Source organism: Hymenobacter mucosus (assembly GCF_900188255.1).
GTDB classification, from domain to species: Bacteria; Bacteroidota; Bacteroidia; order Cytophagales; family Hymenobacteraceae; genus Hymenobacter; species Hymenobacter mucosus.
Genome location: NZ_FZNS01000006.1, coordinates 295,177 through 317,076 on the forward strand (window position 1 = coordinate 295,177; position 21,900 = coordinate 317,076).

Sequence of the window (21,900 nt, forward strand, 5' to 3'; positions counted from 1 at the left end):
TCAAGAATCAAAGCCATGCAGGATTTAGAGAAAGAGTTTGGGCCAACCAGTTGGTCTATCAATAACAAAACCAGCATTTACATCATTACGGTGCTGCTGTGCGTGGCGGGAATTTTTGCCTACATCAAGCTGGGCAAAGAGAAATTCCCCGACATCGTAATCCCGCGCATCATCGTGGCTACCATTTACCCTGGTACCTCGCCGGCCGACATTGAGAACCTAGTGACGCGCCAGCTTGAGAAAGAGCTGAAAAGCGTAAACGGGGTTAAGAAAATCAACTCCACCTCCAACCAGGACTACTGTATCGTTGATATTGAGTTCAACTCGGGGGTAGACGTGCAATATGCCAAGCAGCTTATCAAGGATGCGGTGGATAAGGCCGCGCCCGAACTGCCGAACGATTTGCCTTCCCCGCCCACGGTAAACGAGGTGAACATCTCGGAGCAGCCCATCATGTTCGTGAACCTGAGCGGTAACCTGCCGGCAGTACAGCTCAAGAAGTACGCCGACGACTTCCAGGACAAGATTGAGGCCCTCCCCGAAATTACCCGCGTGGATATTGTGGGTGCCCTCGACCAGCAGGTAAACGTGGATGTAGACCTAAACAAGCTACGCGCCTCACGTCTGGGCTTCTCCGACATCAGCAATGCTATTGCCCGTGAAAACGTAACTATTTCGGGCGGCTCCATTGATGTCGGCTCTCAGAAGCGTGCCGTGCGTGTGGCTGGCCAGTACGTGCGCGCCGAGGACATTGCCGACATTCAGGTAAAGAACCTCAACGGCGCTGCCGTGCGCCTCGGGGATATTGCTACCGTGCAGGATGGCTTCAAGGACCGGGAATCGTATGCTCGTCTTGATGGCAAGCCTGCCATTACTCTGAACGTAGTAAAACGCCAGGGCGAAAACCTGATTGACGCCTCCGATAAGATCAAAGCACTCATTGCCGAGTCGGAGAAAACGCTGCCCAAGGAACTGAAGGTGACCGTAACCGGCGACACCTCCAACGACACCCGCGTAACCCTGCACGACCTGATTAACACCATTGTTATCGGCTTCCTGCTAGTAACGGCCATCCTGTTGTTCTTCATGGGCACTACCAACGCTATGTTCGTGGGCCTGTCGGTGCCGATTTCGATGTTCCTAGCCTTCCTGATTATTCCGGGCTTCGACTTCTCGCTGAACATGATTGTACTCTTCGCCTTCCTACTGGCGCTGGGTATTGTAGTGGACGACGCCATTGTGGTAATTGAAAACACGCACCGCCTGCTGCACGAGCACCCTGAACTGAGTACCGAGAAGGCTGCCAAGTTTGCGGCTGGTGAAGTGTTTGTACCCGTATTGGCGGGTACGCTTACGACGGTGGCGCCCTTCGTGCCTCTCATGTTCTGGCCTGGCATTGTGGGCTCGTTCATGTACTACCTGCCCGTAACGCTCATTATTACCCTGATGTCGTCGCTGGTAGTAGCCTTCATCATGAACCCGGTGTTTGCCGTGAGCTTCATGGAGCGCGAGGAGCACTTCGAAGAAGACCTGCACAGCAAACCCAAGCTGAGCAAAGGCCTCAAAATTGCCGTAGGCGTACTGGTGGTACTGGGCATTCTGTTCAACGTGCTGGCTCTTGGAGCAACGCCTGAGGTTGGGCCCGACGGTGAAACCAGCGGCCTGCTGGGCCACTTCATCGGCAACATCTGCCTGGCCCTGGCCGGGTTCATCCTGCTCGACAAGTTTGTGCTGGTGAAGATGATTGCCTGGTTCCAAACCCGCGCCCTGCCGAAGTTTCAGAATGGCTACGCCAGCCTGGTACGTTGGTCCATCAATCACCCGGCGCTGGTAATGATTAGCGTAGTGGTGCTCTTCATCGGCTCGTTTATCGCCATCGGCATGCGCAGCCCGAAGGTGGACTTCTTCCCCAAAGGCGACCCGAAATTCATCTACACCTACCTGAAAATGCCGGTGGGTACTCGCGTAGAAATCACCGACTCTATTACCAAGGTGCTGGAAAACCGCATCTATGGCGTGATTGGGCGCAACAACCCCGATGTGGAATCGGTGATAACCAACGTGGCCATCGGCGCTGGTGACCCCGGTGACGTTTCCTCGGCGAGTGGTACGGCTATGTCGAACATGGGCAAGGTGGCCGTGGCCTTCAAAGAACTGAGCGACCGGACCGGCCCAACCACTGGCACCTACATGGATAAAATCCGGGAGGTAGTGAAAGGTATTCCCGGCGCCGAAATTTCGGTAGACCAGGAGGCCAGTGGCCCGCCTCAGCAGAAGCCTATTGCCATCGAGGTTATCGGCGATGATTACCCTACGTTGGCTAAGCTTTCGAAGAAGGTAACCCGCTACGTTGACTCGCTCAACATTGGTGGCGTAGAAGCCCTGCGTTCCAACCTGGAAGACCGCAACCCCGAAATTGCTGTGAACATCGACCGTACCCGCGCTAACCGGGAAGGCATCAGCACCGGCCAGATTGGTTTGGAAGTGCGGACGGCCATCTACGGCTCGGAAGCCAGCAAATTCAAAACCTCTGACGATGAGTATCCCGTGCAGGTGCGCTACGCCAAGCCCTACCGCAACGATGTGGACGCCATCATCAACTCCCCGCTGACCTTCCGCGACGCCACCGGCGCCGTGCGTCAAGTGCCTATTTCGTCAATTGCCCAGGTAAGCTACGGCTCCACCTACGGCGGTATCCGACGCAAGGACACGAAGCGTGTGATTACCATCTCGTCTAACGTGCTCAACGGCTACACTGGCCCCGACGTGGTAGCTAATATCCGGACGGCCCTTAAGTCGTTCCCCACGCCCGCTGGCTACACCATCAAGATGGGTGGTGCTGAAGAAGACCAAAAGGAAACGACCGACTTCCTGCCCATGGCTGGCCTAGGGGCTCTGGCCCTCATCTTCCTGATTCTGGTAACGCAGTTCAACTCGTTCAGCAAGCCGGTTATCATTCTTTCGGAAGTACTGTTCTCCATTGCGGGCGTGTTCTGGGGACTGGCCATTACGGGCATGAACATCAGTATCGTAATGACGGGCGTGGGTATCATTGCCCTGGCCGGTATTGTGGTGAAAAACGGCATTCTGTTGGTGGAATTCACCGACATTCTACGGGCTCAGGGCATGCCCCTGCGTGAAGCCATTGTGCTAGCTGGCCGCACCCGCCTCAACCCGGTAATCCTGACGGCTACGGCCGCCACACTGGGGTTGATTCCGCTGGCTATCGGTCTGAACATTGACTTCTACGAGCTGTTCGCGTCCGGCAACCCGCACTTCTTCATCGGTGGTGAGTCGGTAGTGTTCTGGGGCCCGCTGGCCTGGACTATCATCTTCGGCTTGGTGTTTGCGACTGCCGTTACCCTGTTGGTAGTGCCTGTAATGTATCTGCTGAGCGAAAGCCTGAAGCTGCGCGTGAAAAAAACGCCCGATGCTCCTGCTACTACGGATGAAGTAGAAGCCGCTAGACCTCCGGTTCTGGCCGAATACTAAATTTTGCTGCGGCGCTTGCAACCATTTCTCGGCTGTGCGGCCTCTTTCGCCCGAAAGGGCGCGGAGCCCCAGCCGGGGACCCGACGCCTACCTTTCATCGTTCTCCCCGTTTCTGTCGTTTCTCATGCTAGTTACTGCAACGACCCCCAAAACCATTCAGCAGCAGGTGCTGCGTATCATCAGCAAGCGCAAAGCCATTAAGGCGCGGCGCCTGCGTATCGGCAGCAACCTCAGCAACGAGCTGGGTTTCGACACCGTGGATGTCGTAGATATCATCTTGGAGCTGGAGCGCAATTTCCACATTACTATCCCCGACGAAGTACCCCTGGCTACTGTAGGCGACTTTGTGGATTATGTAGTATCGCACGCGAAAGCCGCGTAACACGTCCTCGCTCCTACACGCAAAAGGCCCCATAACCTAGGTTATGGGGCCTTTTGCGTGTAGGAGCGAGGACGTGCTATCGAACGTTGCCGCCAGCATCTCCGCCGCTCGGGCGAGAATCGGTGGAGGTGTTAGGCTCACGGCTGCTATCGGTGGTGTTGGCAGCAGTATCAGAATACACCGTTGCCGACGTTTCAGCATCTTCGTGCTTGCCAGGGGTAGGCTGTGAGGCCGATGGCTGCTCAACGGGAGGGGTAGCTGCCGATGTGGCTTCGGTTGGCTCGCCGGTAGTTTCTACCACTGTGGGGCGCGTCTTCTCCCACTCAGCAAACTTGTCTAGCTCTTCTTTGATCGTCGTGCTAAACCAAGCAACTAAAGCTACGTCGTCCAACAGGCCCAGTACTGGAATGAAATCTGGGATCAGGTCAATTGGGCTGAGGAAGTAGATGGTCACGGCTATAGCCGCAATTACTGTGGAATTGGGCAGGCCTGTGTACTCACCTGCTACCGATGAGCGAATCAGACGGAACATTGTCTGCAAGGTATCCCACGCTTCATGCGCTAGCGACCCAAGGTCCTTCTTCTCACTCGCTTTAGTATACGCATCGTTCAGCAACTGCTTCATGCGTGTAGGCTTCTGCAGATAGTCTTCGGCTTTGCCCAAGAACTTTTTGAACAGGGGGGAGGAGGCAATCTGGTCGCCCTGGGGATTTTGCTTATCCATGAGTACGGGAAAGTAGGGAGGAGTAGAAATGTCAAATTGAGGGCATAAGCCCAGCGGTTTGCTATACTATTTCAGGGCAAAATAGTTTTGCTGAGCTTTGAGTGCTCTTCAAGCAAAAGCCCCGTTTCAATGAAGAAACGGGGCTTTTGCTTGAAAAGTCAGGGGTACACTAGTCTAATTGCTTTCCACGCGGCCAGCGGCGTAGAAATTGCGGCTATAGTAGGCCTGTGTGAGGGAGCTTACCATAACGCCACCACCGCAAGCAGAGTGAGCAAATTTGCCATCCTTTAGATAGATGCCAACGTGGTAGATGGGCTGTCCCGGACCCCGGCGGAAGAACACTAGGTCGCCGGTTTGCATTTCGTCTTTCTGCACGTGCTTCACCTTCTCAAACATGGAGCGGGAACTGCGTTGCAGTGTAATGCCGTATACTTCCTTGAAAACCCGGGTTACAAAGCCGGAGCAGTCGGTGCCGCTCTTGCTATTACTACCGTAACGGTAAGGAGTGCCCAACCAGGAAACTACTGTAGCTAGGAGGGTCTTGTTGTCATCGTAGCTAGGCTCAATGCCCAGACGAGTCGCGTATTTAGTGTATTCTGTTGAGTCAGAAGAAGTAAGCAGGCCAGTAGCATGAGGTTCCTCGGTGGCAAAGAGGCCGCTGAGCAAAGAAGCTTGCTGGGATACTAAGGATGCCGAACTTTGAGCAGTAGTGGCAGGTGTGTTTTCGAAGAAAAAGGAGAGGACCATCGAGGCCGCGGCGAGGCAATACAGAATGCTGTTTTTCATTGTCCGTCGAGGGGTGGTAAAAAAACTAATCGGGGGCTACCGACGAGCTGAACGCGTACTACTTCTTTCGATAGGCTAAAAACCTGGGAACACGAAAAAGAAAGACAAAAAGGAGTTTCTTCTGTCGGGTTTTTGCTCCTGTTGAGCTACTTGCCGATTGTTAAAGCTAACCCTAAAGAATTGGCTAGTCCAAACTTTTAGGGTGAATTAGGTGAAAAAACATGATTATGTACAATGTTTTTGCCTAAAAATTCAAGAGGAAAATGCAACCTGGTTCGTCATCTTGCACGTATAGACTGCCCTGTTTTTTTGTATATATGGAATTCCCACGTATTGTTGAAAATTCGCCCTTTGCCCGGGTGGCTCGCCTCAAGCTACGGGCCCGTAGCGTTGCTATGGTGCTGGGACAGAGCATACATTTAAGTGGCGCTACCCGCGAAGAATTCTTGCAAGACCCCTACTGGGTAGCCCACGAAATGGAACACATTCGGCAGTTTCAGGAACATGGCAGGATGGGCTTCTTATGGCGCTACCTCCGCGACTGGGCCCGGCACGGCTATTACAATATTCCCTTTGAGGTTGCTGCCCGTGAAGCAGGGGAGCGGGACGCTCATCTGTATGCCCAAGGCCGAGCCCTGCCTACTCCAGATCAGCGCCATCCCTCACCTGCCGTAAAAAGCAAAAACAGCTAGTCCCCACCCGTCTCTGCATCAAGCAGAGTAGGCAGGAAACGAGCTGTTGTCTACTCTGCCCTATTTATCTATAGGGAAGCAAGGCGGCCTCCATCGAGCACCAGCGTTGTGCCGTTCATAAAGTTGGCTTCGGAAGAAGCAACAAAGCAGATGGCTGCGGCCAGCTCCTCCGGAGTGCCTACTTGGCCCGTTACTTTTTCCTTTCCACTTTTCACATTGGGGTTACTCCAAAGCATGGCTGTATCAACGGCTCCGGGGGCCACGGCATTGATGCGGGCATGGGTATGAGGAATTTCGAGACTTACGCCGCGGACGAAAGCCTCAATAGCTCCTTTGCTGGCAGCGTAAGGAGCCACGTTAGGAGTAGACTGGTGAGCGTGGACTGAGCTAACCGCTACAATGGCGCCGCCTTTCATGTGGGGCAGGCAAAGCTGAGTTAGTCGGAACAAGGCCCGCAGGTTAATATGCATGAGCGTATCCCACGCCTTCGGTTGGAGCTTTAGGATTGGCTCAAACGTCATCATGGCTGCATTGTTGACGAGCACATCAATTCGTTGCCACGTCTTGCAAATGCGCTCTACGGCCCGTACCAAATGAGCATCTTTGCCTACGTCGGCGCTAATGAAGATTGCTTGGCCCCCGGCCGCTCGAATAGTGCGTACTACTTCGCGGCCCTCTTGGGCATCACGCCCCAGCACAGCCACGCAACCTCCTTCTTGGGCTAGGCGCAAAGCCGTAGCCCTTCCTATACCCGCGGTACCTCCCGTAACGAGGCACACCTTGTTTTGAAAACGCTGGGGAAATGAGGGGGTAGACATAAAATCAAGCTAACGTGCAAGCACAACAGTGTGGCTTAGCAAACGTGCCTGGGCTACACTAGTTGCGCAAGCACCAATACCGCGGTTCTGTCAGTACGTATTGGCCTCACTTAGCTGCTATTGTTTTAATGACTACCAAAGTCGCATCGGGCTAGGATAGCATTGAACTTCAGAGGAAAGAAGCGAAGCAGCCACAACTTTTCGGGGCGTTTTCACGAATAGGGGAGGGGCACGCTTCTAGCGAGCCAGATATGTATTTATCAAACCTAACATTGCCACCCATCATGGAAAACAAGCAAAACCAGCCCTCGAATGGCTCTGCCCAGAATGGTTCTTCTAATAGCAAATCGGCTTCTTCGCAGCAACCAGTAAACGCCGAAGTAAATTCTGACAGCATTCCTGCTACCTCAGCCTCTACTGCCGACAGCAGCCGCGCACCTCGTCCATCAGGTAGCCGCGGTAAAGCAACAAGCACCGCAGAAACGTCGGACCAAGCTAGCAGTCAGGAAAGCCAGTCAGGTCAGCAAGGCCAGCAGAAGTCATGGCTGGATCAGCAGCAGTGGTTAAAAAATATTGACGTAAACCAGCTACCCCAGCAGCTAAAAGACATCAGCAGCAAAGCCGCTGAGCAGGTGAATAAACTCACGCCCACGCAGAAAGTGATTGGGGGCGCTATCCTGGTAAGCGGTCTGAGCTGGCTGGCTCTGCGCTCCAAGAGCAACTCATCGAAAGGAGAAATCTATCAGCCCTACCGCGGCGCTAAGGATAGCTCTTCGAAGTGGAACAGCAGCAATGAATCGGTATACCGGGGCGCTTCCCAAGGCTACGCCGACGACGATTACGCTTCCGACTTGTAAGCAACGATAGGCAATAAGCCATACAATAGCTGAGTAAAAGCCGTGGATTTAGGCAGTACTACTCGGTAAAAAGACACAAAAAAGCCCTGATAAACAGCGTTTATCAGGGCTTTTTTATCGAGAGCCTCTTATTGGACTCGAACCAACGACCTGCTCATTACGAATGAGCTGCTCTACCAGCTGAGCTAAAGAGGCATTTCCTAGCCGGCGGATCCGGTAGGGGCAGCAAAGATAGGAAGGCTGGTAAACAACACGCAAGCCGCCGCCGTATTTTTTTCGGGTCCAGACTCATTAACTACCCCCTAACTACTGGCTGGGGTTAGGTTATCAACGTAGTAGGTATATGAAAAACAAGACAACCTCCGCTCACATTGTGCAGGCACTGGGCAGCGGCTTAGCCGGAGCACTAGCTCTGAATGTAGTGCACGAAGCCATACGGCAGGTGCGCCCGCAGGATGCACCACGTATGGACATCTTAGGAAAGCGCGGCCTTCGTCGGCTACTAGCGAAGGCCAACGCCTCGCAGCCAACCGAGGACACGGCCTACGTGCTCACTATGCTAGGCGACCTAGTGAGCAATGGCTTATACTACAGCTTGGTAGGTAGCGGCCCAGGAGTATGGTGGCGCGGAGCAACTTTAGGAATAGCAGCCGGCGTGGGTGGAGTTGTGCTGCCTGGCCCCATGGGTTTAGGACAAGCTCCTAGTAACCGCACCCCTCAAACAAAAGCCATGACCGTAGCTTGGTACTTACTGGGTGGATTGGCTGCGGCTGGCGTTTCTCAGGCATGGAGCAGCAAGCGCCGCTAGCTTAGCCGCTGGCTTTACATATCAGACTTTGCGCCCTGGTACCATGTATTGTACTGCTGCACAATCTTAGCAATGTCTCGTTTGCGGTAGCGGCCAGCTCGTAAATCGGTGGCTAGGGCTGGGTAGTCGGCAAAATAGGTAGCTGCGTCTTGGCGTAAATCCCACCAGGAAACCTCTTCTAAGCGTTTTGCCCCGGCCCGGTAAGCTACTATGCAACGGTTAGAGCTTTGGGAAGCAAACTCCGCTTCCTTACGGCTTAAGGGCCCAAAAGTGGGGTATTTCTTATCCCAGCTCTGCGGAATTAGGAGCAAATCTGCTTGCCTACGAGGCCAAACCGGCAGGTACGCGTAGTCGTAGAGTTGCACCTCACCAGCAACAAGTTGTCGCAAAAAGCCGCGGGAAGGAATGTTAGACCCGTCCTGGTAGAACGGTAAGGCTACGTAGCGTATCAGCTTGTCCTGCTCGTAGTAGCAATACCCCGCCAATTGATACGCATCAAGCACCAAAACTTCTTCTCCGCGAAGAGGCACAAACTCGACGCGCATCTGCTGTAATAATCTATCGCGCAAAATGATAGCGCCCTTTAGCGTGTCGCCGCCAGCTGTAAGCACGTAGCCGAATGCCGGCTTCTGGGCCATAGCCGTGGTTCCGGCGAGGAGTAAGCAACTAAATGCGGCTGAATGAACCAGCGCGGGTAATAGCTTGGGTAACATAACGGACGGATAGAAAGGGTGACAAGAAACCAGACCTAGTATAATGCGTGCTGGTTCTGGTGGCTATATACGTGATAATGTATGGTTTTACTACAAGTTTGCCATGGTTGATTGCGTTGGGAGCGTGCACAGGCAAAGCTGATTGACTCGGCCTGGAAATGCGCCACAGCACCCATCCGCATGGCTACTCTTCCAAACGGCGTGCTGGGCGGCTATTTTTCAGTGCATAGAAGCTGTTGAGTTAGTCAAGTAAACGCAAACAACCGGATTTCAGGTGATAGGAGCAGTAGTGGGCCAATGCTAAGCCGCGCCGCCTGTTACCTTTGCCGCCGCTATGATGAAACCTCTCCGCAAACTCCTGATTCGTGCGCTTGGCTTCGAGCGGTATATCCGCTTTGTGAGCCACGTATACCTGCGGCTGGTAGGGGCTGGCTGGGGTAAGAAGCAGTACCCCGAGCTGTTTTTTCTGCAGAAGATAGTACGCCCAGGTTTCGTTTGTATTGATATCGGGGCCAACCTGGGGTACTACTCCGTCGCGCTGTCTCGCCTAGCGGGCCCAAGCGGCAGGGTGCTGGCCGTAGAGCCCATCCCCGATTTTCAGGCTATTTGGCAAGACAACGTGCGCTTAAGCGGAGTGGACAACCTTACGCTGCTACCTTATGCCCTGGGCGGACAAGCCACTATAGTACAGATGGGAACCCCGGAGCGCGACGGGCTGCTGCATCATGGCATGACGAAGGTGGCCGCAAGCAACACACAAGAGCATTATGCCCGCACCTACGACGTACCTATGCGAGTTCCAGACGAACTGTTTGGGGGCCTCGGGCGCTTAGATTTTGTGAAATGTGATGTCGAAGGCTTCGAGTTTGAGGTGTTTCGGCACATGCAGCACACGCTCCGCCGCTTTCAGCCGCTCATCCAGACGGAGCTAAACGGGCTGGAAAACCGACAGGCAGTCACTACTTTGCTTGCCGAGCTTGGCTATAAACCATTTGTGCTTTCCGAGCGTTTGGAGCTTATACCGTGTTCTGCTGCACAATTAGCCAGTGCAGTCACAGCCGATTTTTACTTTCAACCTGAATCATCCCCCATTTCCTCTGCTCGCCCATGACCACGTTTCTTTTCGTCCTCCTTGTCCTGTTCTTCCTTGCTCGCTTTGTGCTGCCGGTTGTGCTACGGCTGGTGGTGGGCAATTTCGTGAAGCAACAGGCGCGGCGCTACGGGCAAGGGTTTGGCGGCGCACAGCCGTTTGAGGGCGGCTATACTGAGCCACAGCGCCCCACCAACGGGAGCGGTTCTTCCGTGCACGTTGACTATGTGCCGCCGCGCCAGAAACCCCGTCCATCTAAAGACTTCAAGGGGGGCGAGTACGTAGAATTTGAAGAAGTCAAGTAAGACTGTTAAGAAAGCAAAAAGGGCCTTCTGCACTACGCAGGAGGCCCTTTTTTTGTATGCCATCCTGCTGCCTCCTAGAAGCCTAGACCTACCCGTACCCCGGTACCCGCCTTCTGCCCCGATTGTAGGCTGGTATAAAAATCTAGGCGCCCTACTTTTAGAATGTGCTCAATTCCTACGCCAAGCTCGAGGTAGTGACCCGCCGTGGGCGTGGTCAGGTAGTTAAGCGAGGCAACCTCTTGCCATTTCAGGCGGCGCAGCATCGGCACTTTGTTCAGGATAAACCCATTGAAATGGTGGTTATAGTGCGCTTCTAAGAACTTGTCGGCGGTGCTGAACCGGTAGTAGTCTAGCAACTGAAACTGGCTGAAGTCGGCGGCGAGGTAGGTGCGGTTGCCGCTGAAATGGTGGAAGTCCATGAACGACAAGCGCGGGGAGCCGGGAAATATACCCGCAGCAATGCGGTAGTTGCTGGTGCCCAGTAAGCCTAGGCTCACGGAATGCCGCAAGCCAGCTTCCAACATGGTGTAGCGCACATCGGAGGCCAGAATACCTCCTATTCCTTGCCGCCATCTTAGCAGCAGGGTGGGGTATTTGGAGCTTAAGTTGAACTTGCCATCCGGGCGGGTAATGAAGCGCTGCCCTGGCCGGAAGGACGCTTGCACCTCCGTAGTGAGGGCTTGATTGCGGCCAAAGCTGGTACCGTCGGGCCGCTCTAGCGCTATGGGGGCATTGGGCGTGAAAGCCTGACCCTCCCGATCTACCCACAGCTTAAAAGTGGTGTTGAACAGCTCCTGGCGGTTGAAATAGCTAGCGGATGTTTGCACTGTTAGTCCATTCAGTAGCTCCCACTGGTAGCCCAGTTCTAGCCCGTCGCGGCGGTATAGCTTGGCGTAATTGCGGTTTTCGAGCAGCGTATAGTAGCTGTTGATAAAGGGAGTGAGCTGGCTACGCGGATCGAAGTTTTCAATGATGCGGCCCGCACGAACACTTAGGCGAGCAAGCTTTACAGCATCAAACTGCCACGAAGCCGCAAGGCTGGGACTGAATAGCTTATTGGAAAAGCCGTAGCGCAGAGCAGGCGTCACAGACCACGTACGCCGGTCGTCGGTGCGTTGTGTGAAGGTGGCTTCGGGGTTAAGTACTGTGCCTTCCACCGTGTTGTAGTTCAAAATGTTGAACACAGGTGCCACGTACCACTGCTGCTTGCGGAAGGTATTGTTGTACACGTAGCCCGTAAACAAGAACTTGCCTACCGAAGGCTCATTCCGCTTGTGGTCCAGGGAATCTTGGTAGGGGCGCGAGTTTCGGATGACCTCGGTACTATCTTTCACCTGGTAGTCCTTCACTTCTTCGGCGGTGAGTGGAATAGGGCGCACTTGGGCCCAGTAGCTGGTGTCCCGCTCATTTACGCCTTTCTCTACCAGCATTACTTCCCCGCGCTTCATCTTACCTAGGCTCATGCTCTGCCCGGTAGTGTCACGGGCGGCTTGGCGGCTCTGGCGGCGCACTTCCCGGCTCAAGCCCGCTAGTTTAGGCTTCTGCCTTTTCACGTCGGCTACCGATTCGCGCGTTACGGGGGCATCCTCCGGTTCTTTGCCACTTGGTGGGGGCGGGGCTACCGTAGGGGTAGGGCGGTTGGGGAAGGTAGGCGTAACGCGGTAGTTAGACAGGATGGCGGTGATGTAGCCGCTGCCCTTAAAGCCAAACGCCGTGAACCCAACCGTCACCTTCTGGGACTGCATCACCCACACATCGGAAGAGCCAGGGGACGGGGCAAACAGCTGCTCAATGCGTAAGTTATCAACGTAGTCGAGCTGGGCGTCTTTAGTCAGGTTCAGCGCCACGGAATGTAGGCGCCAGGTGCCATCCACAATGTAGATGTGGCCGCTAAAAACGGGGTCGGTGCGGCGCCGTGGCGTCACCCGGATTTTGTGAATCAGCAGGGCACCCTGTTGGGTGCTGCCTTCTAGCTCGTAGCGGTAGAACAAGGGCGCTTTGGATGCGATAGGAGACACAAACCCCCGCTCCGAAAACCCACTCTTGAGCACATTTTGGTAGAAGTTGAGGCCCCGGCCCGCACTGGCTCGGTTGAAGCTGATGCCTTTGGTGTCGCCGCTCACGCGGGAGGAAATCATGCGTTCCTGCACCACATTGGGTTGGCGGAAGCTCATCTCCGACACAGTTTCGGATAAATAAAAAATGCCTGGCTTAAAATCGGGCCCTATCTTCACCAAACCCAAAATCTTGCCTGGCACATCTGAAAAGCGGGCCAGCGTTTTGATGTAGGCCCGAGCCTTGAAAGCGGCTACCTCGCGCTGGTGATAACGCCGCCACTGCATGGCCTGCTGCACAATAGTATAGGCGGGGTCTTTGTCGGTAGCGCGTACTACCACTTCTCGCAGCTTATAGCTTTCAGGGTCGAGCTTCACATTGAGCACTGTGGCTGTGTCGCCGCCGAACACGCGAATGCTTTCCAGATGGGGCTTGTAGCCCACGTACTGAAATACTAGCTCGTAGCGCCCGGCCGGCAGCCGCAACTGGTAATTGCCTTGCTCATTGGTAGCTGTGCTGGTTGTAGTACCCCGAATGGCCACGTTGGCAAAAGCCAGGTTCTCATTTTTTTCGTCCGTTACCCGCCCGCGCACTACTCCACCCCAAGACCACCCAACACTCAGCAGAAAAGAGCAAAAAAACAGGAAAATAGTGCGCATAAACGGAGTAGCCATAGATGGTGTCAAGATAGATATAATCTGCTACCAACCGGTTGCCTCAGTACCCCGCATTACCCACAAAAAAGAAGGACTGCTCCTGGAGCAGTCCTTCTTTTTTGTGGATGCGAAATAGGGAGTGGCCTTACACGAACAAGCCGCTGGAAGGCACCACAAAATTGCGGGCTATGGACTTCACCGTAGCGGGGTCCAGAGGCTCATCAAACGCTTCCGTAGCGGCATCCATGGTCATCGTGACGCCCGTCGTGTTCGTCATGATGTTGACGTTTGCCTGGGTGATGTTGCTTTCGGCGGGGAAGAAGAGGTCAGTGGGGCCACCTGAGGCCGGTACGCCAGCGTTGTAAACCGGTGCCGTAGATGGGTCAGTAGAAGGCGAAGGGCCACCATTCTCAATACCCGAAACCCAGTTCTTAGGCCGGCCCGTTTTGCCGCTTAGGTTAGCTAGGTCGCCCGCTATGGTAGTGGCAGCCTGCCCACTTTGGGAGGCCGACAGACCCCGGCGAATGGTGCGCACGTGCGAAGAGTGGCGTGCTTCCACAGAGTGGATATTGAGGGCTGCTTCCAACAGATCAGGATTGGGCATCAGGGTAGGAGCGCCGCCTTTATAGGCTCGCACACCAGTGTCGACAAAGGCCTGCGAAGAGCCCAAGTACAAGGCGTAGTCGTTTACCAAAGCCGGTGCGAATGGCCCCGTCATGCTACCGCGGCCACCGCTGTAATCGAAGGCCGCTGCTGTAGGATCGGGAATGGCGGCGTTGCCCAGGGCTCCGCGCAGCACCTTAATGTGCCCCGACTCGTCGTTGCGAATGGTTTCGAAGGCGGGGCGGTCGGCGGGAGCAATAAGACCGGGTGTGTTGAGGCCTTTATCGTAGAAATAGAACTCTAAGTATTCTAAGCTCAGGGCCAGGTTGAGAACCGCAACAATATCGGGTGATAGAGAGGTGGTTTGGCCGTAGGCGCGCTGGAAGATGCCGCTTACCAATCCGGGTAGTACGGCGGCAGTTACGGCTTTACCAGCCATGCCGAAGTGCTTAAATACTCGGCGGCGCGAATCGAGACGCTCGTACACTTCCGGGTCAACTTTTTCTATAGCTGAAATTATTTTGAACAGATCCATGAGAAAGGGCGACGTGATAGGTGAACTAAGGGATTATACTAGGTTATTAGCGCTTAGCTTAGACCCCTCTTTGAGGAAGGCGTTGGCGGCGTTTACTACATCGGTGGGCTTCTTTGAAATTTCTTGGCCAGTGCCTTCGCCCACTCCAGGCGTAGAGGGAGAGGATGTTGGCACAAACAGGTTGACAACATCGGAGCCAACGAAGGTATTGTACCCAATCAGGTCGCGAATCAGGGCTGCGTGGCGTGCTTCTACCGATACAATTTTGCCAGCAATAGCCAGGTAAGCCGCCGTTTTAATGTAACGCCCGGCGCCGTTGTAGGCTGCAACGCCCAGGTCTTCAAACGTCCTGGCAGCCATAAGCACGGCGGTACGGTCGTTGAAATTGATGGCCGAAAAATCAGGCTCTAGCGCTTTAATAGCATTAGAGCCTAAAACCGTTTTGAAGAAGTCGGCGTGAGCTTTTTCGTGTAGGGCCAAATCGTCAAAGATCTGCTTCTCGGCGCTGTTAGCTCCCTTGTAGTAGTCACCAGCCTGTACCCGGGCGTAGAAGGCCGCTTCTAGCTGCTCTAGAGCGTAGGCATAGTTTAATACACCGTTGTCGTCTCTACCTACGTCAATGGTAGAGCCCATATCGTCGCTGTCATCATCACAGCCAGCTAGAAGCAGGCCGCCAAGGGCGAGGCCCGTGCTGGAGTAGCGCAAAAACGAACGGCGCGCTATAGGAGAAGAAGTTGCCTCCGCAGCTTCTTGGGGTGGGGAAAGGAGTTTGGTCATAGCGCTATGTAGATGCTAGTGGAACATGCCTCGTTGTACGCCTGCCCTGGCAGCCCCGCCCAGCTTATAAGGATAAATACGTGTTAATACCCCATATAATCAGTACTTAATCGGATGTTCTAATTAGCTTACTGTTAAGCTTATACAATGCTAGAGCTAGGAAGAGCGCTCTGTTCGAACGTTTACTAGCCGGTATGCGTCGTGTAGTACTAGCTTAGAATTGTCTATTTTCCCCAAGCATGATTCAGCCCAAAAAGAAGTTCTACACCCCCGCCGAGGCACTGCAAAAAATTCTGGCTTACTGTACTTACCAAGAGCGCACGCACAAAGAGGTAGAAGCCAAACTGCGTGAGTATGGTCTTGATGAAGATGAGGCGGGCGAAATCATCATCCGGCTCGGCCGCGAGAATTTTCTTGACGAGGAGCGTTACGCCAAAAGCTTCGTGCGTGGCCACGTGCGCCAAAAGAAGTGGGGCCGTCGTCGGATCCAGCAGGAACTGAAGCAGAAAGGGTTGTCAGACTACTGCATCAAAGCAGGTATGAAGGAAATCGACGGCGACGAATACTACCAAAACCTGGTAGACCTATTGGAGAAGAAAGACCGCCAAGAAAAGGAGAGTCACCCTAGCAAGCGCCGCCAGAAATTGCAGCTATTCCTGACCGCAAAGGGCTACGAGCAAGACCTGATTCGGATAGCGCTAGAAGATCTGGGGAAAGCACCCGAGGAAGAATAAGAGGTGTAGTTGCTACTTTCCCCTGAAAGCAGGCGTACCACGGCCCACAACCACGCGTGCCTCTTTACCTGCGGGCGGGGCGCACCGGGTTTTGCATCTGACGAGTTAGTATTACCCGGCGGCCCGTCATGGTTTCCAGCATGGGCTTAAGAATTTTCTCAGCATTCTGCTCAGTTTGAGCTAAGATGCCTGACTGCAGGGCTGCCTGTCGTACGTTTTGCTCAGCGTACTTGTAGCCAGCATCCACTAGTTCAGCATCCTGAAAAAAGCCGTTTTCTACGCTATACACGCGGCTTTGTGAGTGATCAACTTGCCAGGTGCACAACTCTGGTGCTGGCAGGGCGAGGCGTACTATGGAGTCGCCTTCTAGCACTACATCCTGGGGCCGCACTTTGCGCAGGTCGAGGCAGCCCACAGCGTCGCCGGCTACAATGAGGGCAACTTTCGCATCGGGCAGGAAGCGGTACGTGCTTTTCTTGTACTCCACTACATCCTTGAAATGGTAGCGCACCAGTTCTAGCCGGCCCAAGTCCTCTACTTTTTCGAGTACCGTATTATGGGTCACAGTAACGCGCGGTTTCGGATCCAAGGGGTTTTCGAAGGTAGAGAGGGCAGGACGAACCTTTGTCCAGAGAAACCAACCTAGACCCAGTAAAAAGGCAAGGGGCAATAGGCGGCGAAGTAGGCGGGCAAGGGGCATAGCAGAGGAAACAGAACAGCAGAGTCTATGCACAACGTACGGGCCGGCGCCAATAGGGGTGCGTAGTCAGGGCAAGCAAGCGCCTTGGTACGGATAGATGGCAAACCTTTTTGCCTCTACCTTTACCCTACCGTATGCCTGCTCCCTCCCCACTGACTATGTCTTCTGCTAGCGCGCCACTACCCGCTTCAACTGCGCCCGGTCCGGCATGGCTGCAACGTTGGCACGGTTGGCTACTAGTGGGAGTATGGGTGTTAGTACAGCTTTCGTTGCTGTGGCAGCATCACGGCCCCAGGTACGTGAATGATAGTGGGCGCTACTTGGCCTACGGTACGCGCATTGCGCAGGAGTGGCACTTTGAGCACGACCACAACCTTCGCTACGTTGGCTACCCTTTGTTTATTAGCCTATGGATAAAGGTAGGGGCCGACCGGTGGGGAATTGTGCTGGGGCAAATGGCGGTGAGTGGCTTAGCTGCTTGGGCTTTCTATGCCGCACTACGCCAACTCACGCCCGACCGTACCGACTGGCGACCGGCAGCACTTGCCACCGCCGCTCTGATAGGCTGGCGTGATGTGCAGCAGTTCAACGTGTATATCCTAACAGAGTCCTTATTCTGTAGCTTAGCCATTTTGGCTTTCTGGGCCTTGGTGCGGGCCCGAGAGAGAGGAGCGTGGGGGTGGGTACTCCTTGGCGTGGTAGCAATACTAGCGGGCATCGAGCGGCCTAATGGGTTTGTAGTGGCGGGCGCAAGTGGTGTGGCGGCCTTGGTAGCGTTGCGCCAACGGCCTGATAGGCGGGCATACCGCCGGGCATGGTTAGCTATTGGGGTGCTGTCTCCACTGCTTTGGGTAGTGCTGAACAAGCTCTTGCTAACCTTCACGCTGGTAGAGACTTACTTGCGAGGTGAAATTATTTATGGGTATACGCCGTGGGTAGTAGAACCCACCGAGCCCCTTATGTTGCCACCGGCTAGCCTGGCGCCAGTCATACGATTAGCTTACTTCATTCTCGGCAATCCGGTGTACTTCGCCAAGCTCGCGTTATTGAAGGGCCTGTTGTTTATCAGCTATGTCAAGAGCTACTACTCCTGGTTTCATATCGTGATGATAGTAGTCTTTATCTATCCATGCTATTGGATGGCCTGGCGCGGAAGCCAAGTGGCCGCCGTGTGGCTGCCGGTGCGCGTGTTTCTAGTAAGTGTTATTCTACTACAGGGCCTGATTGTGATGATGACAGTAGAAGACTGGGATGTACGGTTTCTACTACCGGTTCTGCCCTGCACATTTGCATTGGCTGGGATAGGCATTGCCAACACCCCAATCTTTACCCGAAAAGGCCAGTAAGTAACAGCCTTTATACTCCTGCCCTAATGTTAAGGGTAGACCAAGCTGATGGATACGTTGCTACACGCCAAGTGGAACTATTGCTCCAAAGCCAGCCCAAGCTTGTAGTCCCCCCGTGTGCACTGCTACCACTGTGCTACTGGGTTGGAAGTATCCTTGCTCTAACAAATCTAGAATGCCTACCATCATTTTGCTGGTGTAAATGGGGTCGAGCAAAATGCCATGCCGTTGCTGAAACTCGACAATGAACTGCCGCAAAGCAGGTGAAAGACGAGCGTAGCCACCGCCGTGGTAGGCCGTCTGTAGCTCCCAGTTGGTGTAGGTGTAGCCAGTAGCGTGTTGAGTTAAGCTATGAATATCCGCGCGCAGAAAATCAGCTCCTTTTAGAGCCGCAAATCCTACGGCGTAGTGCTGATGGTGCAAGCCCGTTAGCAAGCCCGCAAGGGTGCCGCCAGTTCCACAGGCCACGCACAGGTAGTCAAACGCAGTCTGGGTTTGAAGTTCAGCTACCAGTTCGGCGCATCCGGGAAGGGCCAGTGCGTTGGAGCCTCCCTCTGGGATTACGTAGGCTGGGCCAGTTTCTCTCAACAACGCCTCCAGCACGTGCGGCTCTTGCTTACGGCGGTAGGTGGCTCGGTCCATAAACCGAAGCGCCATGCCATCGGCCGCCGCTCGGGCGAGGGTAGGGTTGGGGGGAACCGCTGCTAGTTCGTCTCCCCGCACAACCCCAATGGTACGTAGCCCAGTAAGGCGGCCCGCGGTAGCTACGGCGGCCAAGTGGTTGGAGTAGGCCCCTCCAAAGGTTAGCACAGTGTCGTAGCCCAGGCGGCGGGCCTCCTGAAGGTTGTACTTAAGCTTACGCCACTTGTTGCCGGGTAGTTCTGGGTGCGTTAGGTCGTCGCGCAGCAGAAGTAAGCGCACTCCTGCGCGCTGGGCAGCTGGCTCATTGAGGGGCTGCAGAAGCATGATAAAGCTATAGTATTAAAGAAGTACAACGTACTACGTCTTAGTACTTCTGAAAAGTAGCGAGGGGTTGAAAGTACAAAGCCCCAGGAAAAGGTACGCCGCAAAAAGCAGTCAGTACGCTCTTCCTAGGACTTTGCAGAAGCAGGTTAACCAATAGGGTTAGGCCGCTAGTAAGGTGTCCTGCACCGTATGAGGTTCTGGGCGATGCTTCAGGGCGTAGTAGAGAGCCCCCACTAGCACGAGTAGCAGCAGAATAGAAGATACCATAGAAACCGTGTTGCCGATGGCATATTGCGTAGGCTCGAAACGGAACTCAATGGTATGGGTACCGGCCGGTACTTGCATGGCCCGCAGCACATAGTTTGCCCGCACATGGGGCACCTGCTTGCCATCTAGGTAGGCGTTCCAGCCATCCTTGTAGTATATCTCCGAGAATACCACAAAGCCATCTTGGGCGGCATTGGCGCGGTACGTTAGCTTATCAGGCTCGTAGGCGGTAAGGGCAATGGTAGAGCCTGACGCCGAATAGGCTGTCTTTTCAAGCGGAAACTTAGAGGCATCTACCACCGCAGCCGTAGCAGGCGTCAGGGTACTAAGGGCTTTAATTTCTTCGTCGGGGTTTTGCACCTTTTGCACCTCGCTCACAAACCAGGCATTGCCCAAGGCGCCGGGGTTGCGCTGCACTTGTTCCGGCTGCTGGGTTTGCGGGTTGGCGGGCACAATGACGTAGCGGGCATTGAGCATGTTGAGCACGCCGGCATTGCCTTGGCTGAGTTGACGCTCAATCAGATCTTGATAGCGGCGCAGTTTGGCCCCGTGGTACCCGCCAATACTCTTATGGTAGTAAGACGTATTAGCTTCGTTAAAGGGGTTGTTCAAGTTGTACACCCGGTAGCTCAGGTCCTTGTCCTGCAGGATCTGCTGGTCGAGAGCGGTAGGGGTGAATTGCTCGGCAATGGTTTCACGTTGGAAGTTGCCATCATTGAGGTAGCGCTTATCTACTCCCCACAGGTCTACTAAGGTAAGCAAGCCTACAAGCGCGGCCGCCGTGCTAGTAGAGAGTTTGCGCCGCAGAAAAAACCACAGAACCCCACCCGTTAGAGCAACAAAAATGAGGGAGCGGAACACGTCGGTGCGCATCAAAGAGGCACGGTCGGCGCGCAGTGCATCAAGCGGGAAGCCCTGCTGCTGAAGCTGGGCATCAATGGGCGCCGCAAAGTCGGATACCATGCCGGCCAAGAATGCCAAGGCGCAAATACCCACCGTGATATACAGCGCACGCAGTACCTGCTGCTTGAGGGTAGCTGTTTCGGCGTCGTCGGTAGGCTGGGCCGTGAGGGCCGCCAGGCTGGGGTGGACACTGCCAGGCACGGCTGGCGCAGCAGCCCGGCCCCGTAGCACGCGCGCTAACGCCAGAACTGCCAACAGAGGCATAGCCAGCTGCGCTATAACCAAGGCCATACTCACGGAGCGGAACTTGTTGTACCCGGGGAAGTAGTCAAACATCAGGTTGTTGAACACCCCAAAGTTTTTGCCCCAGGCCAGTACAATCGACAAAATGGTGCCCACTAGCAACCAGATTCGGGTACGCCGGTCGGCTACCAGCAAGCCTAGCACAAATAGAAAGCACACTACGGCACCCACGTACACGGGCCCACTAGTAACGGGTTGGTCGCCCCAGTACAGGGGCATCTGGGCTAGGTAGTCGGTTAGCTGCACGGGCGGGACGCCAGCCGCAGCCAAGGCCTTCCCAGTTTCCGATGATTCGCTGAGTTTGCCTTGCGAGGCACCACCGTAGAAGTTGGGCACCAGCAGGGTAATAGTTTCGCCCACGCCATAGCTCCAGCCAAAAGCGTAATCCCGGTCCAGACCAGAGCCTACCGCATCTTCGGCCGCCGGTGCCGGCTGACCTGGGGCAGTAGGAGCCGGCGTTGTCAGCTCCGACTTGCCACGGATGCTGTACTTGCCGTATTCTAAGGTAGTATATAGGCGGCCAAAGCTGACGCCTACGGCCAGCAGGGCCCCTACGCCCAGGATAGCAGTGCGGGTTAAGAAGTCAGCCAACCGCTTTTCGCGCAACGCAAAAACCAGCTCTACCACCCCAAACACCAGTACCAGCAACAGCAGGTAGTAAGTGATTTGCAAGTGGTTGGAGCGCACGTTCATGGTAAGCCCCAGGGTAAACAAGGCTGCTCCTAGCCACCGGTTGCGCCGAAATGCTACCAGCAATCCGCCGAGTACCAGCGGCGCATACGCCAAGGCTAAGCTTTTGGTATTGTGGCCCGCCGCCAAAATGACCAGGTTGTAGCTAGTGAAACCTAGTGCTACTGCACCCACCACGGCAATCAGCGGGCGGATACCTAGCGCTATGAACAGCACGTAGCCGCACAACAACGCTAAGAATAAGTTGGCTACTACTGCCGGCAAGCCCAGTGTAAATAGGCTGTGCAGGTAGCCACTCATGTCGCCGGGGAAGCGGGTACTGATGAGGTAGGTAGGCATCCCCGAGAACATGGAGTTTGTCCAGAGGGCTTCGTGGCCGGTTTTGGCCCGCCACTCGGCTGCCTCGTGGGCACCTCCATTAAACTGCACGATGTCGTGCTGGGCCAAGGTCTTTCCATCAAAAAGGATGGGGGAAAAGTACACGGCGGCCAGCACCAGGAAAAACACAACGGCTAGCAGGTGCGGTAGCACCCGCCGCCACAGCGGCACAGTGGCCGGACGGGAAATAGTGGTCATTCGGCTTACAGAAAGTCGGAAAACTACTTGCCCGGCCCCTCGGCCCGGCAAAGCAGCCCGAAGGTAGCCGTTTTCAGGCTTTTCAAATCGGCTTATTCAACGAAATACCCATGCCCCTTGCT

Annotated in this window: 18 protein-coding genes, 1 tRNA gene and 1 pseudogene; 9 read left to right on the forward strand and 11 right to left on the reverse strand. The window is 54.8% G+C overall.

Features of this window, described 5'->3' with window-relative positions; translation table 11 throughout:
• The first annotated feature begins 15 nt into the window (after positions 1 to 15).
• Positions 16 to 3,492, forward strand: a complete 3,477-nt coding sequence (locus CHB83_RS15890; protein WP_045688329.1) for an efflux RND transporter permease subunit — start codon at positions 16 to 18, stop codon at positions 3,490 to 3,492.
• A 124-nt stretch (positions 3,493 to 3,616) separates the two neighbouring features.
• Positions 3,617 to 3,874: an acyl carrier protein gene (locus CHB83_RS15895; protein ID WP_045688328.1), complete on the forward strand. Its 258-nt coding sequence runs from the start codon at positions 3,617 to 3,619 to the stop codon at positions 3,872 to 3,874.
• Between the two features lie 370 nt (positions 3,875 to 4,244).
• Here CHB83_RS15895 and CHB83_RS24325 read toward each other — a convergent pair.
• Together CHB83_RS24325 and CHB83_RS15905 are read right to left on the reverse strand one after the other, a co-directional pair.
• Positions 4,245 to 4,598: pseudogene (locus CHB83_RS24325) on the reverse strand (YkvA family protein); the annotation flags it as partial.
• A 174-nt stretch (positions 4,599 to 4,772) separates the two neighbouring features.
• Positions 4,773 to 5,384 (reverse strand): C40 family peptidase, encoded by a 612-nt coding sequence (locus CHB83_RS15905; RefSeq protein ID WP_089333311.1) that lies wholly within the window; start codon positions 5,382 to 5,384, stop codon positions 4,773 to 4,775.
• Between the two features lie 317 nt (positions 5,385 to 5,701).
• Here CHB83_RS15905 and CHB83_RS15910 point away from each other — a divergent pair, with 317 nt between their 5' ends.
• Positions 5,702 to 6,076 (forward strand): hypothetical protein, encoded by a 375-nt coding sequence (locus CHB83_RS15910; protein WP_045687979.1) that lies wholly within the window; start codon positions 5,702 to 5,704, stop codon positions 6,074 to 6,076.
• Positions 6,077 to 6,144: 68 nt separating this feature from the next.
• On the opposite strand, the gene CHB83_RS15915 is transcribed toward CHB83_RS15910, so the two are convergent.
• Complete coding sequence (locus tag CHB83_RS15915; protein WP_089333312.1) at positions 6,145 to 6,894, reverse strand: SDR family NAD(P)-dependent oxidoreductase; 750 nt, start codon at positions 6,892 to 6,894, stop codon at positions 6,145 to 6,147.
• 284 nt (positions 6,895 to 7,178) lie between these two features.
• Here CHB83_RS15915 and CHB83_RS15920 point away from each other — a divergent pair, with 284 nt between their 5' ends.
• Positions 7,179 to 7,751 (forward strand): hypothetical protein, encoded by a 573-nt coding sequence (locus CHB83_RS15920; protein WP_089333313.1) that lies wholly within the window; start codon positions 7,179 to 7,181, stop codon positions 7,749 to 7,751.
• Between the two features lie 122 nt (positions 7,752 to 7,873).
• Here the strand turns inward: CHB83_RS15920 and CHB83_RS15925 are convergent.
• A tRNA-Thr gene (locus CHB83_RS15925) sits at positions 7,874 to 7,946 on the reverse strand.
• A 148-nt stretch (positions 7,947 to 8,094) separates the two neighbouring features.
• Here CHB83_RS15925 and CHB83_RS15930 point away from each other — a divergent pair.
• Positions 8,095 to 8,559 (forward strand): hypothetical protein, encoded by a 465-nt coding sequence (locus tag CHB83_RS15930; protein WP_089333314.1) that lies wholly within the window; start codon positions 8,095 to 8,097, stop codon positions 8,557 to 8,559.
• A gap of 14 nt (positions 8,560 to 8,573) precedes the next feature.
• On the opposite strand, the gene CHB83_RS15935 is transcribed toward CHB83_RS15930, so the two are convergent.
• Positions 8,574 to 9,272, reverse strand: a complete 699-nt coding sequence (locus CHB83_RS15935; RefSeq protein WP_143437155.1) for a hypothetical protein — start codon at positions 9,270 to 9,272, stop codon at positions 8,574 to 8,576.
• Between the two features lie 334 nt (positions 9,273 to 9,606).
• Here CHB83_RS15935 and CHB83_RS15940 point away from each other — a divergent pair, with 334 nt between their 5' ends.
• Both CHB83_RS15940 and CHB83_RS15945 read left to right on the forward strand, forming a co-directional pair.
• Positions 9,607 to 10,383, forward strand: coding sequence for an FkbM family methyltransferase (locus CHB83_RS15940; protein WP_089333316.1), 777 nt, complete (start codon positions 9,607 to 9,609; stop codon positions 10,381 to 10,383).
• Positions 10,380 to 10,667 carry a DUF4834 family protein gene (locus CHB83_RS15945; RefSeq protein ID WP_089333317.1) on the forward strand — a complete coding sequence of 96 codons (288 nt, stop codon included), beginning with the start codon at positions 10,380 to 10,382 and terminating at the stop codon, positions 10,665 to 10,667. The genes CHB83_RS15940 and CHB83_RS15945 overlap by 4 nt, the downstream gene beginning before the upstream one ends.
• Before the next feature lie 74 nt (positions 10,668 to 10,741).
• Here the strand turns inward: CHB83_RS15945 and CHB83_RS15950 are convergent, their stop codons facing one another.
• From CHB83_RS15950 to CHB83_RS15960, 3 genes are all read right to left on the reverse strand, one after another.
• On the reverse strand, positions 10,742 to 13,396 hold the full coding sequence (locus tag CHB83_RS15950; protein WP_089333318.1) for a DUF5686 and carboxypeptidase regulatory-like domain-containing protein: 2,655 nt from the start codon (positions 13,394 to 13,396) through the stop codon (positions 10,742 to 10,744).
• Between the two features lie 127 nt (positions 13,397 to 13,523).
• On the reverse strand, positions 13,524 to 14,516 hold the full coding sequence (locus CHB83_RS15955; RefSeq protein WP_089333319.1) for a ferritin-like domain-containing protein: 993 nt from the start codon (positions 14,514 to 14,516) through the stop codon (positions 13,524 to 13,526).
• Between the two features lie 33 nt (positions 14,517 to 14,549).
• Complete coding sequence (locus tag CHB83_RS15960) at positions 14,550 to 15,293, reverse strand: ferritin-like domain-containing protein (protein ID WP_089333320.1); 744 nt, start codon at positions 15,291 to 15,293, stop codon at positions 14,550 to 14,552.
• 239 nt (positions 15,294 to 15,532) lie between these two features.
• On the opposite strand from CHB83_RS15960, the gene CHB83_RS15965 reads away from it, so the two are divergent.
• Entirely contained in the window at positions 15,533 to 16,027 is a 495-nt protein-coding gene (locus CHB83_RS15965) for a regulatory protein RecX (RefSeq protein ID WP_045687987.1), read from the forward strand.
• 64 nt (positions 16,028 to 16,091) lie between these two features.
• On the opposite strand, the gene CHB83_RS15970 is transcribed toward CHB83_RS15965, so the two are convergent.
• A complete protein-coding gene (locus tag CHB83_RS15970; RefSeq protein WP_055562289.1) occupies positions 16,092 to 16,727 on the reverse strand; it encodes a DUF4230 domain-containing protein in 636 nt (211 codons plus the stop codon).
• A 158-nt stretch (positions 16,728 to 16,885) separates the two neighbouring features.
• Here CHB83_RS15970 and CHB83_RS15975 point away from each other — a divergent pair, with 158 nt between their 5' ends.
• A complete protein-coding gene (locus tag CHB83_RS15975) occupies positions 16,886 to 18,073 on the forward strand; it encodes an ArnT family glycosyltransferase (RefSeq protein ID WP_089333321.1) in 1,188 nt (395 codons plus the stop codon).
• 60 nt (positions 18,074 to 18,133) lie between these two features.
• On the opposite strand, the gene CHB83_RS15980 is transcribed toward CHB83_RS15975, so the two are convergent.
• Together CHB83_RS15980 and CHB83_RS15985 are read right to left on the reverse strand one after the other, a co-directional pair.
• Positions 18,134 to 19,039, reverse strand: a complete 906-nt coding sequence (locus CHB83_RS15980) for a 1-aminocyclopropane-1-carboxylate deaminase/D-cysteine desulfhydrase (RefSeq protein WP_089333322.1) — start codon at positions 19,037 to 19,039, stop codon at positions 18,134 to 18,136.
• A 159-nt stretch (positions 19,040 to 19,198) separates the two neighbouring features.
• Positions 19,199 to 21,778 (reverse strand): YfhO family protein, encoded by a 2,580-nt coding sequence (locus tag CHB83_RS15985; protein ID WP_089333323.1) that lies wholly within the window; start codon positions 21,776 to 21,778, stop codon positions 19,199 to 19,201.
• Positions 21,779 to 21,900 lie beyond the last annotated feature (122 nt).

Excerpts from the sequence above, each read along its gene's own strand:
- CHB83_RS15890 (WP_045688329.1), top strand. The coding sequence starts at position 16 with ATGCAGGATTTAGAGAAAGAGTTTGGGCCAACCAGTTGGTCTATCAAT.
- CHB83_RS15895 (WP_045688328.1), top strand. The coding sequence starts at position 3,617 with ATGCTAGTTACTGCAACGACCCCCAAAACCATTCAGCAGCAGGTGCTG.
- CHB83_RS15905 (WP_089333311.1), bottom strand. The coding sequence starts at position 5,384 with ATGAAAAACAGCATTCTGTATTGCCTCGCCGCGGCCTCGATGGTCCTC.
- CHB83_RS15910 (WP_045687979.1), top strand. The coding sequence starts at position 5,702 with ATGGAATTCCCACGTATTGTTGAAAATTCGCCCTTTGCCCGGGTGGCT.
- CHB83_RS15915 (WP_089333312.1), bottom strand. The coding sequence starts at position 6,894 with ATGTCTACCCCCTCATTTCCCCAGCGTTTTCAAAACAAGGTGTGCCTC.
- CHB83_RS15920 (WP_089333313.1), top strand. The coding sequence starts at position 7,179 with ATGGAAAACAAGCAAAACCAGCCCTCGAATGGCTCTGCCCAGAATGGT.
- CHB83_RS15930 (WP_089333314.1), top strand. The coding sequence starts at position 8,095 with ATGAAAAACAAGACAACCTCCGCTCACATTGTGCAGGCACTGGGCAGC.
- CHB83_RS15935 (WP_143437155.1), bottom strand. The coding sequence starts at position 9,272 with ATGTTACCCAAGCTATTACCCGCGCTGGTTCATTCAGCCGCATTTAGT.
- CHB83_RS15940 (WP_089333316.1), top strand. The coding sequence starts at position 9,607 with ATGATGAAACCTCTCCGCAAACTCCTGATTCGTGCGCTTGGCTTCGAG.
- CHB83_RS15945 (WP_089333317.1), top strand. The coding sequence starts at position 10,380 with ATGACCACGTTTCTTTTCGTCCTCCTTGTCCTGTTCTTCCTTGCTCGC.
- CHB83_RS15950 (WP_089333318.1), bottom strand. The coding sequence starts at position 13,396 with ATGGCTACTCCGTTTATGCGCACTATTTTCCTGTTTTTTTGCTCTTTT.
- CHB83_RS15955 (WP_089333319.1), bottom strand. The coding sequence starts at position 14,516 with ATGGATCTGTTCAAAATAATTTCAGCTATAGAAAAAGTTGACCCGGAA.
- CHB83_RS15960 (WP_089333320.1), bottom strand. The coding sequence starts at position 15,293 with ATGACCAAACTCCTTTCCCCACCCCAAGAAGCTGCGGAGGCAACTTCT.
- CHB83_RS15965 (WP_045687987.1), top strand. The coding sequence starts at position 15,533 with ATGATTCAGCCCAAAAAGAAGTTCTACACCCCCGCCGAGGCACTGCAA.
- CHB83_RS15970 (WP_055562289.1), bottom strand. The coding sequence starts at position 16,727 with ATGCCCCTTGCCCGCCTACTTCGCCGCCTATTGCCCCTTGCCTTTTTA.
- CHB83_RS15975 (WP_089333321.1), top strand. The coding sequence starts at position 16,886 with ATGTCTTCTGCTAGCGCGCCACTACCCGCTTCAACTGCGCCCGGTCCG.
- CHB83_RS15980 (WP_089333322.1), bottom strand. The coding sequence starts at position 19,039 with ATGCTTCTGCAGCCCCTCAATGAGCCAGCTGCCCAGCGCGCAGGAGTG.
- CHB83_RS15985 (WP_089333323.1), bottom strand. The coding sequence starts at position 21,778 with ATGACCACTATTTCCCGTCCGGCCACTGTGCCGCTGTGGCGGCGGGTG.